This window comes from Paenibacillus sp. FJAT-27812 (assembly GCF_001273905.1).
Taxonomy (GTDB): Bacteria; Bacillota; Bacilli; order Paenibacillales; family Paenibacillaceae; genus Pristimantibacillus.
This window is the reverse complement of sequence record NZ_LIGH01000001.1, coordinates 566,110-583,115: the sequence shown is the minus strand read 5'-3', so window position 1 is coordinate 583,115 and position 17,006 is coordinate 566,110. Positions and strand designations below refer to the sequence as shown.

At 52.2% G+C, this 17,006-nt stretch carries 10 protein-coding genes; 7 read left to right on the top strand and 3 right to left on the bottom strand.

Annotated features, from left to right (window positions below; all coding sequences use genetic code 11):
• Positions 1 to 82 precede the first annotated feature (82 nt).
• The 7 genes from ADU23_RS02490 to ADU23_RS02460 all read left to right on the top strand — a co-directional run bounded on the left by ADU23_RS02490 (position 83) and on the right by ADU23_RS02460 (position 13,506).
• Positions 83 to 3,166, top strand: coding sequence for an alpha-mannosidase (locus ADU23_RS02490; RefSeq protein WP_053372297.1), 3,084 nt, complete (start codon positions 83 to 85; stop codon positions 3,164 to 3,166).
• Entirely contained in the window at positions 3,166 to 4,077 is a 912-nt protein-coding gene (locus ADU23_RS02485) for an ABC transporter permease (RefSeq protein ID WP_053372296.1), read from the top strand. The genes ADU23_RS02490 and ADU23_RS02485 overlap by 1 nt, the downstream gene beginning before the upstream one ends.
• Before the next feature lie 13 nt (positions 4,078 to 4,090).
• Entirely contained in the window at positions 4,091 to 4,987 is an 897-nt protein-coding gene (locus ADU23_RS02480) for a carbohydrate ABC transporter permease (protein WP_442950599.1), read from the top strand.
• A 55-nt stretch (positions 4,988 to 5,042) separates the two neighbouring features.
• Positions 5,043 to 6,737, top strand: a complete 1,695-nt coding sequence (locus ADU23_RS02475) for an extracellular solute-binding protein (RefSeq protein WP_053372295.1) — start codon at positions 5,043 to 5,045, stop codon at positions 6,735 to 6,737.
• A 14-nt stretch (positions 6,738 to 6,751) separates the two neighbouring features.
• A complete protein-coding gene (locus tag ADU23_RS02470) occupies positions 6,752 to 8,938 on the top strand; it encodes a hypothetical protein (RefSeq protein WP_053372294.1) in 2,187 nt (728 codons plus the stop codon).
• A gap of 78 nt (positions 8,939 to 9,016) precedes the next feature.
• On the top strand, positions 9,017 to 12,139 hold the full coding sequence (locus ADU23_RS02465) for a GxGYxYP domain-containing protein (protein ID WP_053372293.1): 3,123 nt from the start codon (positions 9,017 to 9,019) through the stop codon (positions 12,137 to 12,139).
• Between the two features lie 191 nt (positions 12,140 to 12,330).
• Complete coding sequence (locus ADU23_RS02460) at positions 12,331 to 13,506, top strand: benzoate/H(+) symporter BenE family transporter (RefSeq protein WP_231637293.1); 1,176 nt, start codon at positions 12,331 to 12,333, stop codon at positions 13,504 to 13,506.
• Positions 13,507 to 13,550: 44 nt separating this feature from the next.
• Here ADU23_RS02460 and ADU23_RS02455 read toward each other — a convergent pair whose 3' ends face one another.
• The 3 genes from ADU23_RS02455 to ADU23_RS02445 are packed head-to-tail and all read right to left on the bottom strand — an operon-like array spanning position 13,551 to position 16,923.
• Positions 13,551 to 14,726: a glycoside hydrolase family 130 protein gene (locus ADU23_RS02455; protein ID WP_053372292.1), complete on the bottom strand. Its 1,176-nt coding sequence runs from the start codon at positions 14,724 to 14,726 to the stop codon at positions 13,551 to 13,553.
• Positions 14,727 to 14,740: 14 nt separating this feature from the next.
• A complete protein-coding gene (locus tag ADU23_RS02450) occupies positions 14,741 to 15,952 on the bottom strand; it encodes an AGE family epimerase/isomerase (RefSeq protein ID WP_053372291.1) in 1,212 nt (403 codons plus the stop codon).
• Positions 15,949 to 16,923: a glycoside hydrolase family 113 gene (locus ADU23_RS02445; protein WP_053372290.1), complete on the bottom strand. Its 975-nt coding sequence runs from the start codon at positions 16,921 to 16,923 to the stop codon at positions 15,949 to 15,951. Before ADU23_RS02445 ends, ADU23_RS02450 begins: the two co-directional genes overlap by 4 nt.
• Positions 16,924 to 17,006: the final 83 nt, after the last annotated feature.

The window sequence follows — 17,006 nt, the reverse complement described above, 5'->3', positions numbered from 1 at the left end:
ATAGTGCATCAACAACAAACTTGGATCTCAAGAAGGAAACATGAAATGAAATAGATAACCGGATGAAAAAGGAGACCTGCAGATGCCTTATGAAAAGGTGAAGACGGAGCATTTGAGATCGGTATTGGAACGTTTGAAGGACCACATATACAAACCGCTCTCGGAGCTGAAAACAACAGCTTGGGTAACGCAAGAGCCGGTTACTTATGAAGAGAGAGAGTCAGGCCGGAGAATCGAGCTTGCCGCAGGCGATCGCTGGGGGAACCTTTGGGATTGCGCATGGTTTCATTTTAGCGGGAAGGTTGGAGAGGAAGCGAAGGGCTTAAAGCTCGTGCTCCTTATCGATGTGAACGGGGAGCTTTGTCTCGTAGATGAAGAGGGCACGCCAAAGCAGGGACTTACGAATATCAATTCGGAGTTCGATTATGCGCTAGGGCTTCCCGGCAAACGTGTTGTCCATATTAGCGAAAGCTCATCCGGAGACGAAACGATCGATTTATGGGGAGATGCGGGCTGCAACGACCTGTTTGGTCGCTTCCGCAGCGGAACGTTGAAGGAAGCTCAGATCGCAAGCTGCCGCGAGGACATTCGTAAGCTGTACTATGACGCCGAGGTATTGCTGGAGACGGCGGAGCAGCTGCCTGAAGGATCGGCGCGCAAAGAACGTATTTTGAACGTGTTGTATGATGCCTCCAATCTGCTTATTACATTTACCGAGGAACGAGTAGCCGAGGTATCGCAAATGCTGCAAGAGCAGCTGGCAAAGCGAGGCGGCGATCCGTCGCTAACGATTAGCGCAGTCGGCCATGCGCATATGGACCTGGCTTGGCTGTGGCCGATTCGGGAAACGATTCGCAAAGGAGCGCGTACCTTCTCTACCGTTTTGCAGATGATGGATCTTTATCCCGATTATGTATTCGGCGCTAGTCAGCCGCAGCTATACGACTGGATGAAGACGCACTATCCGAAGCTCTATGCGCGCATCAAGGAGCGCGTCCAAGAGGGCCGATGGGAGCCGCAAGGCGCGATGTGGGTCGAGTCGGATACGAATGTGCCAAACGGTGAATCGTTAATTCGGCAAATTTTATATGGAAAAAGGTATTTCCAACAAGAGTTTGGCCAAGAGATGAAGTCGCTATGGATGCCGGATGTGTTCGGTTACACGGCCAGCCTGCCGCAGATTTTGAAAAAATCGGGCGTTGACTACATGATGACGCAGAAGCTGTCGTGGAGCGTATATAACCGCCATCCTCATCACACCTTCCACTGGGAAGGGATCGACGGCTCGCGCGTGCTTACCCATATGCCGCCAGAGGATACTTATAACAGTCCGGCAGCGCCGCGCTCGATCATCAAGGCGGAGAAAGAATATTTGGACAAAAACATATCGGAAAATTGCTTGATGCTGTTCGGAATCGGCGACGGCGGGGGCGGCCCGGGCGAGGAGCATCTTGAACGGCTGATGCGGGAGAAAAACCTGCAGGGATTAAGCCCGGTTGTCCAAGAGCCGTCCTCGCAATTTTTCGAGAGGCTGGCTGAGGGCTCGGAGCGTTATCAAACCTGGTCCGGCGAGCTTTACTTGGAGAAGCATCAAGGTACGCTGACGAGCCAAGCGCGGAACAAACGCTATAACCGGAAGCTGGAGAAAGCGCTGCGCGAGCTTGAATTTGCGGCTATTGTTGCCGGATTGGCGAAGGGCAAGCAATATCCTTCGGAGGAGCTGGAGCTCATCTGGAAGGAAGTGCTGCTCTACCAGTTCCATGATATTTTGCCGGGCTCTTCGATCAAGCGCGTATACGACGAGTCGCTGGAGCGCTACGCGGCGCTGCTTAGCCGGGTCGAGCAAATGATTGGGGAAGCTTATGGCGAGGCTGCCGAGACGCTTCCGGCGGGCAAGGACTCCGACGTATTCTTCAACTCCTTGTCATGGGAGCGGGAAGAATGGGTTAAGCAAGCTGGCAAATGGATGCGCGTAACCGTTCCTGCGATGGGGTACGCCGCGGTGAATGCCGATGCGGAAGGTTTGGCGATGGCAGAGACGGCAGCGGCAGAAGCGGAAGCCGTTGCAGCGCCCGAGATCGAAGGAGTCCATCCTGCTTTCCCTGATATGCGCGTTTCGGCAACCGGCCGGGTTTTGGAAAACGATTTGCTCGCGATTACGTTCGCTGAGGACTTTACGATCGTCTCTATTATCGATAAGGAGCACGGCAGGGAAGTAATTCCGCAGGGACAGAAGGCTAATGAACTGAGCCTGTATCATGACGAGGGCGATGCTTGGGATATTAAACAGGATTACCGGCAAACGAGAGGCGTGGCGCTTAAGCCTGCCGAATCGGGCGCTTTCCAGGACGGACCAACGGTAGGGCTGCAGCTCGTATACCGGTTCGGCAAGTCTACTTTGACTCAGAAGGTCATTCTGACTCACGGCAGCCGCCGCATCGATTTTTCCACGAAGGTGGATTGGCAGGAATCTGCGAAAATGCTGCGCACTTCGTTCCCGGTCGCGATCCGCTCGGACAGCGCAAGCTGTGAAATCCAGTTCGGCTATTTGAAGCGGCCTACGCATCGCAATACGATGTGGGATTATGCGAAGGATGAAATATGCGCGCATCAGTGGATGGATCTCTCGGAGCCGGATTACGGCGTTGCGCTGCTCAATGACAGCAAATACGGACATCGCGCGTACCAAAACGTGCTGGATTTGAATCTTTTGCGCAGCACATCGTACCCAGATCCCGAGGCGGACCTAGCAGAGCACGAGTTCACCTACTCGCTGTATCCGCATAAAGGGGACCATGTGCAGGCGCAGGTTTACAAGCGCGGCTACGAGCTGAACGTGCCTTTGCGGTCGGTGCGCGTGAACGCGGGCGACGCGGCATCGAAGCTGCCGGAAGCTAAATCTTTTATAAGCGTGGAACATCCGAACGTTATGGTAGAAACGGTGAAGCAGGCTGAAGACAGCGATGACCTGATTGTCCGTTTGTACGAAACGGCCGGTACCCATCTGAAGACAACAATCTCTATCGATATGAATCTATCGGAAGCATGGCTTGCCGATATGATGGAAACTCCAAGCGCTAGACTCCAAGCGGAGGACGGAGCGTTCCAGCTATCCTTTACTCCGTTCGAAATAACAACGATTCGATTGGCAAGGAGGCAGAATTAATGACTGAAAATATCCTCTGGAAGCGAGTTTGGCGACACAAGCTATTTTATTTGTTCATGCTGCCCGGCATCATATGGTTTTTCCTTTTCTCCTACGTTCCTCTCTTTGGCGTACAAGTTGCGTTTCGTGATTTCATGTTCTCTGGGGGCTTCACTGGAAGCCCCTGGGCAGGGTGGAAGTACTTTCAGCAATTTTTCAGCTACTATCAGTCATTCGAATTGATCCGCAATACGATTGTAATCAGCCTTATGAAGCTTCTCATCGGATTTACGATGCCTATTATATTGTCAATCCTGCTTAACGAGGTTCGCAACGTTAAATTCAAGAAAACAGTGCAAACGCTTTCGTATCTGCCTTATTTCGTTTCTTGGATCGTCGTTGTCACGCTGATGCAGCGTCTTTTGACCCCTTACGGCGGGCCGCTCAACGATCTGCTGGGCTCCTTCGGCATGGAGCCGATCCAATTCCTTAACAACACATCGTGGTTCTATCAAATTATTGTAGGCTCGGACATTTGGAAAAACATCGGGTGGAACTCGATTATTTATATGGCTGCAATCGCAGGCATCGACCAGCAGCTGTACGAAGCAGCCAAGATTGACGGAGCGGGACGCTTTCGCCAAATGTGGCATGTTACACTTCCAGGCATCCGAAATATCGCCGTCATTTTGTTCATTCTCTCGGTTGGCAGCTTGATGAGCGCCGGCTACGAGCAGCTCTTGCTGTTGAACGGCCCGGCTACCGCGGCATTAGGCAGCGTTCTCGACGTGCACGTCATCAGCGCAGGTATCGGTGAAGGCAGGCTCAGTTACGCCGCCGCAGTCGGATTATTCCAAAGCGTCATTGCCCTCATTCTCATTGTCACAGTCAACCGGATTGCCCGTAAAGTGAGCGACGTATCCCTGTTCTAAGGAGTGGTTTGATATGGTGAAGCGCCAATTTTCAATTTTTAACTGTTTGAATTATATCTTTTTGACCTTGTTCGGCTTATCGATGATTTATCCGTTCATTTATATTTTGGTCTATTCGCTCAACGACGGAAAAGACTCTATGATGGGCGCGCTTTATTTCTTTCCCCGCAAATTCACATTGCACAACTACGCGGAGGTATTCGAAAACGCGCGCATCTGGCAGGCCTATAAGATCACGCTGCTCCGCACCGTGCTCGGCACGTTTTTGCATGTGGGTCTTTGTACGCTGATGGCGTATGCATTGTCCAAAAAAACGCTGCCAGGCAGAACCTTTTTTACTTACTATATCTTCTTGCCGACGATCTTCAGCGCTGGCTTTATTCCTTACTTCATCACCCTGCAAAAGCTGCATCTCATAAATACCTTCTGGGTATACGTCATTCCGATGCTGTTCAACTTCATGCACATCGTCATTCTCCGAACATTCCTGCAGGGCATTCCGGAGGAGCTGGAGGAATCGGCACGCATAGACGGATACGGCGACTTTCAAATTTTCTTGAAAATTATTTTGCCGCTGTCGGGACCTGTACTTGCCACCATCGCCTTGTTCATCGGGGTTTCCCACTGGAACGATTGGTTCACGGGCGCTTATTACGTGTCCGATAAGGAATTGATTCCGGTTCAGACGCTTCTGCAAGAAATGCTGACGGAAGCGGAAGCGCTTTCCTCCTCCATGCAGAGAGCCGCGCAGCAGGGCGGTCAGACCGTCAATGTCAATATGGCTGGCGCGACGCCGGAATCGCTTCGAATGGCACTGCTTGTCATAACGGTATTTCCGATTCTCTGCATCTACCCGTTCTTGCAGCGTTACTTCGTTAAGGGCGTAATGATCGGCTCGGTCAAAGGGTAATCGTCCGCAATCGGGACTTTATCATATTTCATAAAAAGTTTATGGGAGGGTTTTTATGAAGAACAAAAAAGGGAAAAGCACGACGGTATGGCTTGCGGTAGCTTTGATGGCTGTAACGACACTGTTTGGGTGCAGCAGCAATAACGGCAACAACGGCGGCAATGCGAGCACGAATGCGCCTTCAGAGAATGCCGGCACTGCGAACAACGGCAAGGAACAGAAAGCAGTGACGCTCAAAGTTCTTCACAACTGGAATGGCTCCGCCGGCGGCGATGTAGATACGACAGCTATCGAAGCGGTTATTAAAGAGAAAACCGGAATTACGATTGAATGGGAATATACGAAAGGCAGCGAGGTTGAGAAGGTAAACACTATTTTTGCGACGCAAGATTTGCCTGATATTTATACAGGTCCAGCTTGGGGCGGAGAGTTAGACGGCATAATCAAAGCGGCGAAGGAAGACCAGCTGGTCGATCTGTCGGATAAGCTTGATAAGTATCCGAACCTCGCCAAAGCGGTTGCGAAGGAGAATGTTCCTCCTGCGCTTTACGAGAAAGCCTTCGATGCCTATGGCGGCAAACAATATTTGCTTTACCAGAACCATCCGGCTACGCCTGAGGATGCAATGGATTGGCTTTACGGCTTCTACGTCCGCAAGGATATTGCCGAGAAGGTCGGCGTAGATCCGCAATCGGTCAAAACCAAAGACGATCTGTACAGCTTTTTGAAAAAAATCAAGGACGCCGACCTGAAGGAGAGCGGCATGCCTGTTATCCCGCTTGGCGGCTTCCATAATGGCTGGGCTGTCGGTATCGGAAATTCGATGTTCTACGGCTCGGACTATATCGATAAAGGCCAAGGCACGCTTGAGCACACCTTCTTCTCGAAAGCTTATGAGGATTACACCCTTTATTACCGCAAAATGCTAGCTGAAGGCTTGCTGGACCCGGAAGCGTTCACGCAAACAGACCCGATAGCGAACGAAAAAATCAAGCAGGGCCGCATCGCCGTTCTGGCCGCTCACTATCCAGCTATTCTCGATGCTTCCAAGGACTACGTGAAAGCGCATCCAGGCAGCGATTATATCCCTGTTGGTCCTTTGGAGCGGGCCGGTGCCGCAGCCGACCGTCCAGCCGACCTATCCATCCAAGGCAATAACGTAACCGTTATTCCGAAAAAATCGAAAAACGTGGATGCAGCGCTCCGCTTGCTTGATTATCTCGCATCCGATGAAGGTTTCCTCCTTGTGAGATACGGCGTACAGGGCGTGCACTGGGATATGGAAAACGGCAAGCCGGTAGCGAAGAAAGAATGGTTTGACAAATTTACAGCTGATACAACTGGCAAGATGAAGAAAAATGAAGGAATCGGCATCGGTTTGGAAAGCCTCTCCGGCCAAGACCGCATTAATTCTGTCGGCGGCGGAGACATTTGGGCAGATCAGGACCGTATTGCCGCAATGGACAATGCGCGCAAAATTCTCCGTCCTAACGGCATCAGCGTTATTTCGGCTTACAATCCGGGCGATGTCATGATGAAGTCGTCGCAGTGGGAAATGCTGAAGCCGTCCATGGACAAAATTGGCGACGTTTGGAAACAAGCGATTTTTGCCAAATCGGACGAAGCGGCGCTTAAAATCATTAATGATTTGCGCGGACAGATGAACAAGACGGGTTATCAAGATGCGATCCAGTATACGAACGAAAACTTGAAGGGCAAAGAAGTCGTGCTGCTAGGAATGCCTAACTAAGGAGGCTCATTATTTTGACGAGCAAAGCGCAAGTGAGGGCCGAGTGGACCGGCTTTCAGGAGTCGAGGCCATATGGACCGAAGTATGATTTGCGAACCGATTTCGTTATGGTATACGGCATTTCGAGTGATCTGCCGCAGCGGATAGAGGGCTGGAAGAAGGCCGGCTATACGATCCATCTGATGACAGGCGTATCATGGGGCGAATATCAGGACTATTTGTACGGCCGCTTCGACGGACGGGAGCACTGGGATGAGGCGCAGACGGACCGCAGCGGCAACCATTTGCTGCATGGCAAGGATGTCCCTTATATGGTGCCGACCATAGCATTCGCGGAATATTTGGCTTCCCATATCAAGCTTGCGATTGATTACGGCGTAGAAGCGATTCATTTGGAGGAGCCCGAGTTTTGGGCGGCCTCCGGATATTCCGAGGCTTTCAAGCGGGAGTGGCTGAACTATTACGGGGAGGATTGGATTCCTCCTCACTCCTCGCCTGACGCCCAGTATCGGGCTTCGAAACTGAAAGCTGCAATGTATTACCGCGCACTTGACCGGCTTTGCAGTCAAATGAAGGAGTATTCGCTAGTCACTTACGGCAGGACGGTGCGCTTTTATGTCCCAACCCATAGCCTTATCAATTATACGCAGTGGCGAATTATTAGCCCTGAAGCACTGCTCGTCTCGATGCCTGGCTGCGACGGCTTCATCGCCCAAATCTGGACGGGAACGGCTCGTACGCCGAACGTTTATAAGGGGCTGCGCAGAGAGCGGACCTTTGAGACTGCATACTTGGAGTATGGGATTATGCAGGAGCTTACGAGAGGTACGGGCCGCGAAATGTGGTTTCTCCATGATCCGATTGAGGATAACCCTAGATACAGCTGGAGCGATTATCGGAAAAACTACCGTTCAACCGTCGTCGCCTCGCTGCTCCATCCTGAGGTGAAGAAGTATGAGGTGTGCCCATGGCCGCGCCGCGTATTCGAGGGCAGTTATCCGACAGAGGACGGTCAAGGAAAGGAAACGATTCCCGGCGATTATGCGACTGTGCTTCTGACCGTCATGAACGTGCTGCGCGATATGCACAATCATGAAGAAGAGGCTAAAGCTTCCGATTACACCTCTGGCGTAGGCCTTTGCTTATCCAACTCCGCGATGTATCAGCGCGGCGACGTTGTGCTTGGCGAAGAACAACTAGGAGATGCGGTCAAATATGACGGCACTTCCTCCGCGGAAGAGCTGGATGACAAGCAGAAGGAGCTTCTTGACTGGTCGGCCTTCTACGGACTAGCGCTGCCGCTCGTTAAAGCAGGCATTCCGCTTCGGCCGGTGCAGCTTGACAATATTTTGACCTTCCCGGGTTATTTGGATGGGTACCGGGTGCTGCTGCTCAGCTACGAATTTATGAAGCCGGAGCATCCGGGCATTCATCAATCAATCGGTCAATGGGTAAGAGAGGGCGGCATATTGATCTATGTTGGAGACGGCTCGGATCCGTTCCACTCCGTTTCGGAATGGTGGAACCGCGAGAATAGCCGCCGCTCCTACAGCCGGCCAGAAGAGCATTTGTTCGAATCGCTTGGCCTTGGCCGTAGCCCGGAAGAAGGCGAGCATGCGGTAGGCAGCGGGTCTGTTCTGTTTTTCAAGGAAAATCCAGCCGTGCTGTCACGAACGGACGAAGGTGTCGTCCGCGTTAGGAATGCGGTTAAGCGATCGCTCGAAATCCGCGGGGAAACGGTTGATTACAAGGAAAGCAGCACGCTGCATATTAGGCGCGGCCCTTATGTCATCACCCATGTGCTCGATGAGACGGAAGCGGACAGAGCGGTCGTTATTGAGGGCATGTTCATTGACTTGTTCGAAGCCGACCTGCCGGTGAGGCGCTCGGTGGAATTGAAAGCCGGTGAGGATAGCTTGCTGTATGACTTAAACTACTCCGCTCAGGAGCAAGGGGAATCAGGCATTCTCGCCAGCTCGTCGCGCATCCGCGATGAGCTGGCAGATGCGAACAAGTTATCCTTCGTCTCGGAATCGCCGGAGCATGTTACCGTCAGTACGCGGCTTCGCGTACCAAGCGAGCCTAGCCGCGTCACGGCGGGAGAGCAGGCGGCAACATTTGAGTATGACGGGGAGTCTGGCACGGTGCTTGTTCGTTATCCAGGCGTTCCGGAAGGGATAGTGGTCAGCGTAGAGTATTAATACGATTGCTTCAAGAAATGCCGGCAGCTGATGGTGCCGGCATTTCTATATCCAAAACCCATTTGAAGGAGGGCAATTATGAGGAAAAGCATCTTTTCTTTGGCATTATCGATCTGCCTGCTCGGTTCTTTGCTGTCAACACTAGCCCCTGTGTCGGCCAAGCCTCGGCCGGATTCCGGTACGAAGGACGCTTATTATGAGAAAGCGGCTTACCGTGCGAAGAAGCTGAACGTAATCAAGCTGGCGGATATGACGGAATCGGAAAGCGTCATGATCGCAACTCTTCAAGGACTGGTCGCGAACCAGACGTCCGAGCAAATTTATATTTTGCCGGAGTCGGGAAACTACGGGCAGTGGCTGAAAGACTTAGAGGATCAGTATGGCGTCAAAACCAAATCGTACGATGATCCATGGAAGCTGCTGAAAAACTATAAGAAATATGTTGATGGTTATCTGGTATGGAAAAAAGGCGACAGCTCCATTAATGCAGCTACCTCGCTCGCTCATATGAAGCAATCGGTGCTGGTTGAGCAGGGAGAGGTATCGAAGGTCAAAGGGTACAAGAAGGTGATGGATCTCTCTGGCAAGGATGAAGCTTGGGTAAAATCTACTTACTGGAAAAAAATAGACCATGGACTTTTTATCGAGCAGAAGGAGGAGATGGGACCAAAGCTGAGAGACTACGCGGCGATGACGGGCGCCTTTACGTTTTATGACGGCAACAGCGCGTTTCGCCAAACGGTAATGGATGCAGCTGATCCGGACTCGGTATTGCTCGGCTGGGGCGATGCTTCCGGCGGCGAAGACCAATTTATTCGCCCAAGCTCGGATGCGGGCGTGTTCACGCTTCCTGCCGATCATGCCTACAACCTGTCGGTGCTCAGCGGCTTTAAGCTTCAGAAGCTTAAACAGAAGACGGCGGCGGCGCCCGCAGCCGAGGATAATGTCCATTACGTATCGTTCGTTATGTCCGATGGCGACAATATTCAGTGGATGCTGAACGATCTGGGAGAGAAGGGCAAGCCATGGTTCGGCAACGCGAATCGCGGCAGCTTCGATATGGGCTGGGCGATATCGCCAAGCATGATCGATTTGGCCCCGACCGTCGCGGAACGGTATTACAAGGATGCGTCGGAACGGGATGCCTTTGTGGTGGGGCCGTCAGGCGGCGGTTACATGTATCCGAGCCGCTACCCGGCTGCTGAGCTTGACCAGCATTTGAACAGCCTAAACGATTATATGGGCAAAATGGATTTGGGGCTCGTGGAGGTCATTGACTTCAACGCGTTCAATAACACCGAGCTTTGGGACAAATATACGGCGCAGCCGAACGTGGACGGCGTCATTTATTTGGAATACAGCAACCATAAGGCGCTGAACGGCGCGCTTAAATGGGCGAACGGCAAACCGGTCGTAACGCCGAGAGAGATGCTGTGGGAAGGCAATGCGGGCAGCGATAATGCTTCCGTCGTCAATCATATCAATGCCGCGCCCCGCAATCCGAAGAGCGCCGCAGGCTACTCGCTCGTTCTCGTCCATGCTTGGTCCAAATCGATGGACGATGTGAAGGCAGTCATCGACCAGCTGGATGACGATGTGAGGGTCGTTACGCCGGTAGAGATGGTGGGGCTCATTAAGGAGCAGGTGCCGCAGGTCAGTACCGATGTCCCCAATAAGGTGTATCAGGCGGAGACGGACTTTGGCCATCAGACGGGAAAGGCGGATGGAGACGGCTGGTCGGCTAATGCCGCGGAGCATGCGGCGGGCCATATGCTGTTCGGTCCGGGCGCTTCCGATATCCCGGCTGGCCATCATCAGGTGAAGGTCAAAGCGATGATCGACAACCGCGATGCCGACAATAGCCGTGTGCTGAATCTAGATATTTACGATGCTACGGACAATCGCGTAGTGGCGGAGAAAGCGGTTCTGCGGTCGCAGTTCCGAAAGGCCGGCGACTATCAAAATCTCGTCATGGAGTCGGATTTTGTACAGGGCCATTCCTATGAATTCCGCGTCTGGTACGACGGCAATGCGAGCGTGAAGATAGATAGCGTATCGGTCATTATGGAAAGCAATCTAGCGCAGCGCGTCTATGAAGCGGAGAACGATTTTGGCCACAATACAGGGAGGCTGGAGGGAGACGGCTGGCTTGCCGCTGCCTCGGAGCATGGCCCCGGTCATATGCTGTACGGCCCATACGTGGCAAATATTCCGAGCGGCGTCCATGACATTACCTATAAGGCGATGATCGGCAGCGTCTCCGGAGCCGATGACCAGGTCGCGTTGCTGGACATTTACAGCCCAAGCCTCGATCAGGTTGTCGCTTCCAAGGCATTAAAGAGAAGCGACTTTACAGTCGCCAATGCTTATGAAGACTTTACGCTTATCGATGTTCCATTCTCGCTAGGCAGCACCTATGAGTTTAGAGTTTATTTCAATGATATCGCGGATATCAAGGTAGATCATGTGCGGCTCGATATGCCTGAGCAGGTCGAAGCGGAAACAAGCGGCATTTACTTCAAGTTCGGCGGGGGCAATGTGCAGTCGTTATCCTTTGGCGCGGACGCCGGTTCGAAGCAGCTGCAGGCATGGGGAAAGGCCGTGCAGGTTGGCAAGCCTGACGTTAACCTGACAGCGGATGCAGAATGGTCGCTCGTTAGCGGCAGCGAAGCCGTAAGTATAAGCGAGGATGGCGTGCTGACGGTGCTTGGCGGCGGGACCGCTGTCGTCAAAGCAGCCTTTAACGGTCATGCGGCAGAGCTCCCGATCTTGGTTTCGGGTACGTACACGAACCGGATATTTGAAGCTGAATCCGCTTTTGGCCATAATACCGGAGCGGTTGACGGGGATAGCTGGTCATCTAATCCAACCGATCACGGCTCGGGCCATATGCTTCACGGACCTGGCGTGTCAGACCTTCCTTCGGGCAGCCATAAGGTTAACTTCCGAATGAAAATCGACGCAAATGCTGGCGATTCGAATCGGGTGTTGAATCTGGATATTTATGATGGAACAGGCAATAAAGTCATTGGGGAGAAAGCGGTACTCCGAACCGATTTTGCGGCTGCTGACAGCTATCAGGACTTTGTGATCGACGCTGATTTTGTGTCGGGCCATGCCTATCAGTTCCGCGTCTGGTATGATGACAATTCTACTATTCATGTGGACCATGTATCCGTTCGAATTGCAGCAGCGCAATAGTATATTCGTGTAATTTAGAAGAAGGGTGTTTGCCGCTTAGGCAAACGCCCTTCTTCTTTGCCTTTATGCATGTACAATTGGAGGGTGGAAAACGGCATGGATTGGATGGATACAAAAGCGGCCAATCTCTTTATACTAAAGCACCTGAAGAGCTGTAAGACTGCAAGATCAACAGATTAGGAAGCGTGTTAATGATGAACTGCGAGATAAAGCTTAATCGGCAAAATGTGTTTACAGGTATTTTATCTGCCATGCTTGCATGCACGGGCGGAGCCGTGCTGATCGTCAGCAGCGCGGAGAAAGCGGGATTCACGGCAATTGAGCTGATCGCGTGGCTGTTTGCGGTTTATTTTTTTGGCGGGCTGTTGAACGTGGCCTTATCCCTCATTTATAAAATTCCATTCGGAGGCGCTCATTCGATAACGGCTGTTGCTTTCCTTAGCACATCGGCTACCCGGTTTTCCGTGCAAGAGCTCGCCGGCGCAAGTATCATAGCGGGCATCATTATTGCGGTGTTTGGCCTGTCGGGCCTCTCTGACAAGCTGCTTGCGGTGCTCCCTAAGCCGTTAATGGACGCCATGCTTGCGGGATTGATGTTTAACCATATCGTCAAAATCGTACCCGCCATCAAAGATGCGCCATTTGTCGGCTGTATGGCCTTGATCGGTTTTTTCTTATTTCCACGCCTTTTTAAAGGTTTCCCGCCGGTTTTAGGCGTCGTCTGCATGGGGATGCTGGCACTTTGGATCAGCTATGACTTTCCTGCGATGCAGGAGCTTCCGTTTGCGCTGCCTCATCTGATTCAACCCGCTTTTTCGTTTGGCGGGCTGGTGTCCTTGGCGCTTCCCCTTGCGCTGCTTGTCCTTAGCAACGATCTATTCGTTGCCTTGGCGGCGCTTCGTAAAAACGGCTATGAGCCCTCAGCCGCCAAGACATTAACGATTACCGGAGTCGCCAGCGCGGCGGTCGGCTTTCTGGGCGGCCATGCCGTAAACGTGGGCGGAATGATGAGCATGCTTTGCAGCAGCGAGGAAGCAGGCCCGAAGGAGAAACGATATTATGCGGCTGTCGTATCGGGTGTATGGGTAGCGATGTTCGGGTTATTCGCGTGGAAGGTGATCGCCTTCATCAATATTCTTCCGCCTTCATTTATTTTGCTCCTAACGGGCTTCTCGTTGATGGGCGTGTTCATTCAAAGCCTTCAATCCTCGTTTTCGGAGGCCAAATACCGTTATTCTACCGCGTTCACCTTCGTAATCGCCGTAGCGAATGTCGCTTTTCTAGGCATTTCCGCTCCGGTGTGGTGCCTGATTGCCGGCATCGTCACGATGAAGCTGCTTGGCGAGGGAAAAGGGAGTGCCGCATAAAGTCTGCTAAGACTTATGGTGGCACTCCCTTTTTTGGCGTTTCTCTATGTTTGAAGCTGCAAATTGCGATCAATCAATGCGATGCGCTGCTCCACGCAAGCGTGTGAGCGGAGCGGATCCTCCGGTGTATTAATGCAATAGTCGAGCAGCTGATTGACGGTAGTTGCAGCAACGTGGCAGCGAGTATCCGATGATGCGTAATAAATATATACGTCGCCGTTGTCTTGCGCGATTACGCCGTTGCAGAAGGCAACATTGGATACGTCCCCGACGCGCTCGATGCCCTCAGGCGCCAGCAAATGCCCGCCTGGGCGATGCGTAACTTTGTTAGGCTCCTGAAGATCGGAGAGGAACGCGTACAACACATAACGCAGGCCCGCTGCCGTATTTCGAACGCCGTGGGCAATATGGATCCAGCCTTTATCCGTCTTGATTGGAGCGGGGCCTTGGCCGTTTTTTACTTCCTTGATCGTATGATAATGGCGCTCGTCAATAATGGTTTCACTCTCTACGACAGCGTTCTCGATTCTTTCGGAGAGTCCCCAGCCGATGCCGCCGCCTGAGCCGGTGTCGATGAAGCCGTCCTGCGGGCGCGTGTAGAAGGCATATTTGCCATCGATAAATTCAGGGTGAAGCACGACGTTGCGCTGTTGATTTGAAGCTGTCTTTAAATCGGCAAGGCGCTCCCACTTCTTCAAATCCTTCGTTCTAACGATGCCGCATTGGGCGATGGCGCTGGATAGATCGCCCTTCGGTGCGGAAGGGTCTTTTCTTTCGGTACAGAATAGGCCATAGATCCAGCCGTCCTCGTGCTGAACAAGCCGCATATCGTATACGTTAATGTCAGGATCACTCGTTTCCGGCAGCAAAATCGGGCGCTCCCAGAAGCGGAAGCCATCCACCGGGCTGCCGCTTTCCGCGATAGCAAAAAAAGATTTGCGATCATTGCCCTCGACGCGCGCGACGAGGTGGTACTTGCCGTTTAAGAAAATCGCGCCGGGATTAAAAACGCAGTGTACGCCAAGCCGTTCCATGAAGTAAGGATTAGTCTCCGGGTTAAAATCATATTTCCAAACAAGCGGAGCATGCGCGGCAGTCAGAACAGGATGGACGTAACGGTCGAAAATGCCGTTGCCGAGCTCTTCCGGCTCGTTCTTGCGCTGCACAAGCGCTTCGTAGCGCTCAGTCAGCAATTGCTTTCGTTCATTAAACTTACTCATCGATTAAACCTCCATTAATGTGATGTTGAATTGCCGCTCAGGCGCTCGATCATTTCGAAGCAGGCTCGTCCGTTATGATAAGGGCATTTCCAGGGGCTGACCTTCTCGATATTTTCGCTAGGCGTGCCGTCACGCTTTACGCTCCAAAACCATTCGCCATGCTCCTTGTCCACGATAAAGCTTTCGATAAATTGCCATGATCGCACGGCAGCCTCGCGGTATTTGTCTTCTCCGGTCATTTGATAAGCATTATAGAAGCCGACGACCGCTTCTGCTTGCGGCCACCAATCCTTATCCGTATCCATGAAACCCTCTGGACCGGCCTCGTTAAGCAAACCGCCGTCTTCGTCCACGCCCTCGTTAAGCGTTGCTTCGGCCATACGGATTGCGATGGCTTTGGCGGAAGCCAGCAATTCCTTATCACCAAGCACCTCGGCAGCTTCAACCAGCAGCCAGCTGCCCTCGATGTCATGCCCGTAGGAGATATGCTCCGACTTGCCGTTCCACTCCTCGTCGAAGAATAGGATAAAGTGCGCATTGTCTTCGTTAATAATGTGCTTAATCGTAATTTCAATGAGTTCCTTCAGCTTCGCGCGGAGCTCATCCGATTTCCATACGCGGTATAGATTCGTATATCCCTCCATGACATGAAGGTGGGTATTCATCGATTTTTTCTCGTTTAAATCCTTCTCGCTCAAGCTGTTGTCGTCGGTTTCCAGCCACTCGCGAGTCAGCGCTTCGAAGTAGCCCTTGTATTGCTGGTCATAGCCGTGTTTCTCGAGCGTATGAAACAGCTCAATCGCTTGCTGCAGCGCAGCTTCATTGCCTGTTGCGCGGTGATACTCGGAGAAGGCATAGATCGCGAAGGCTTGCCCGTACACTTGTTTTTTCGTTTCAGACGGCTTGCCTGCCGCATCCACCATCCAATACAAGCCGCCGTACTCCGGGTCCGCAAAATACTCGTTCACATAACGATAGGCACGCTCGGCCATTTTTAAATAGGGCTCGTTTCCGGTTATTCGGTAAGCGGAGGCAAACGTCCATAAAATGCGCGTGTTGAGCACTAGGCTCTTGCCTGCCTCAGGATTAACGGTAAGGTCTCTGCTGATAAAGCCATAGAAGCCGCCGTTTGTCTCATCAAGCGTATGCTCCATCCAAAAGCTGAGAATGTTCGCCTCCAGCTCTTGCTTGATATGGGCTAGCCATTGCTGGTTGCTGTCACTCATTTGGCAGAAGCCTCCTTGCCGGATTGCTCCATTTTCGCAGCGTAGTAGTCACGAACGGTTTGCTCGGCTTGCTTACCGTACATGCAATAATCGTCATTGGAAGCAGCCTCGTTTTCTTCATAAAGACGAGCTGGCCAATCCCACAGCATGAAGCCGAGGACCCAATCGCGCTTATCGGAGGCAGAGAACATGGCCTCATAGAAAAGGCGCTGTACCTCCTCGCTTGGTGCGCCCTCAAGTCCCCAGTCATTTGGAATATGCTGCGAGCCTTCGCGGCTTGGGCAGCCTGCTTCCATGAAGAAAAAAGGCTTATCGAACTGGGCTACAACCTTCTCGATCCGGTCAAGCTGCTCTTCCCAAGCATCGATCGGGTAATAACCGCTGGAGGAAATGACATCAACAGCATCCCACCATTTGATTTGTCCCTCTTGGTATTTGTCGCAGTTATAGGTCACGATGCCGGAATAAACTTCACGAACCGCCGCGATTAGCGCGCGCCACTCGTTTTCGCGACGATCGGTTTGAACCATCTCGCAGCCAACGCACAGCATTTCGCAGCCGGTCTCCTCGGCGATTCGCGCATAGTGCAGGATGAATTCGGTATAGGAAGCGAACCAATCGGACCATTTTGGCTCGCAAGGAACGTCGAGATCGAAGAAATTAATATGCGCGCGCCATGTGCCGTCCGCACAATTGACAACGGGCTTCAAGCATACCTGAAGACCGAGCTCTTTCGCTTTGCGAATGGCACTGCGTACCTCATCATCGGTTACAGTAGGCTCTTCCCGGAATTTGATTTCAGTGGATTGCGCATGGTCCTGAAGGGCACCGAGTGCAATAGCCGTCCAATTTACGCTTAAACGTTCGGTCATGAGCTCCATGGAGCGGTCTGCCTGAGCACCGGTCCATGTGCCGCGCACGCCGGTCCAGCCCCAAGTCATACCGCCAATATAGGCTGCTTTGCTCGTCATTTGAGTCGCCTCGCTTTATTTTGATATTTTTGTTATTGCTAATTAAAATATTTGTTATATAACAAGTAAACATGATTCTTAAA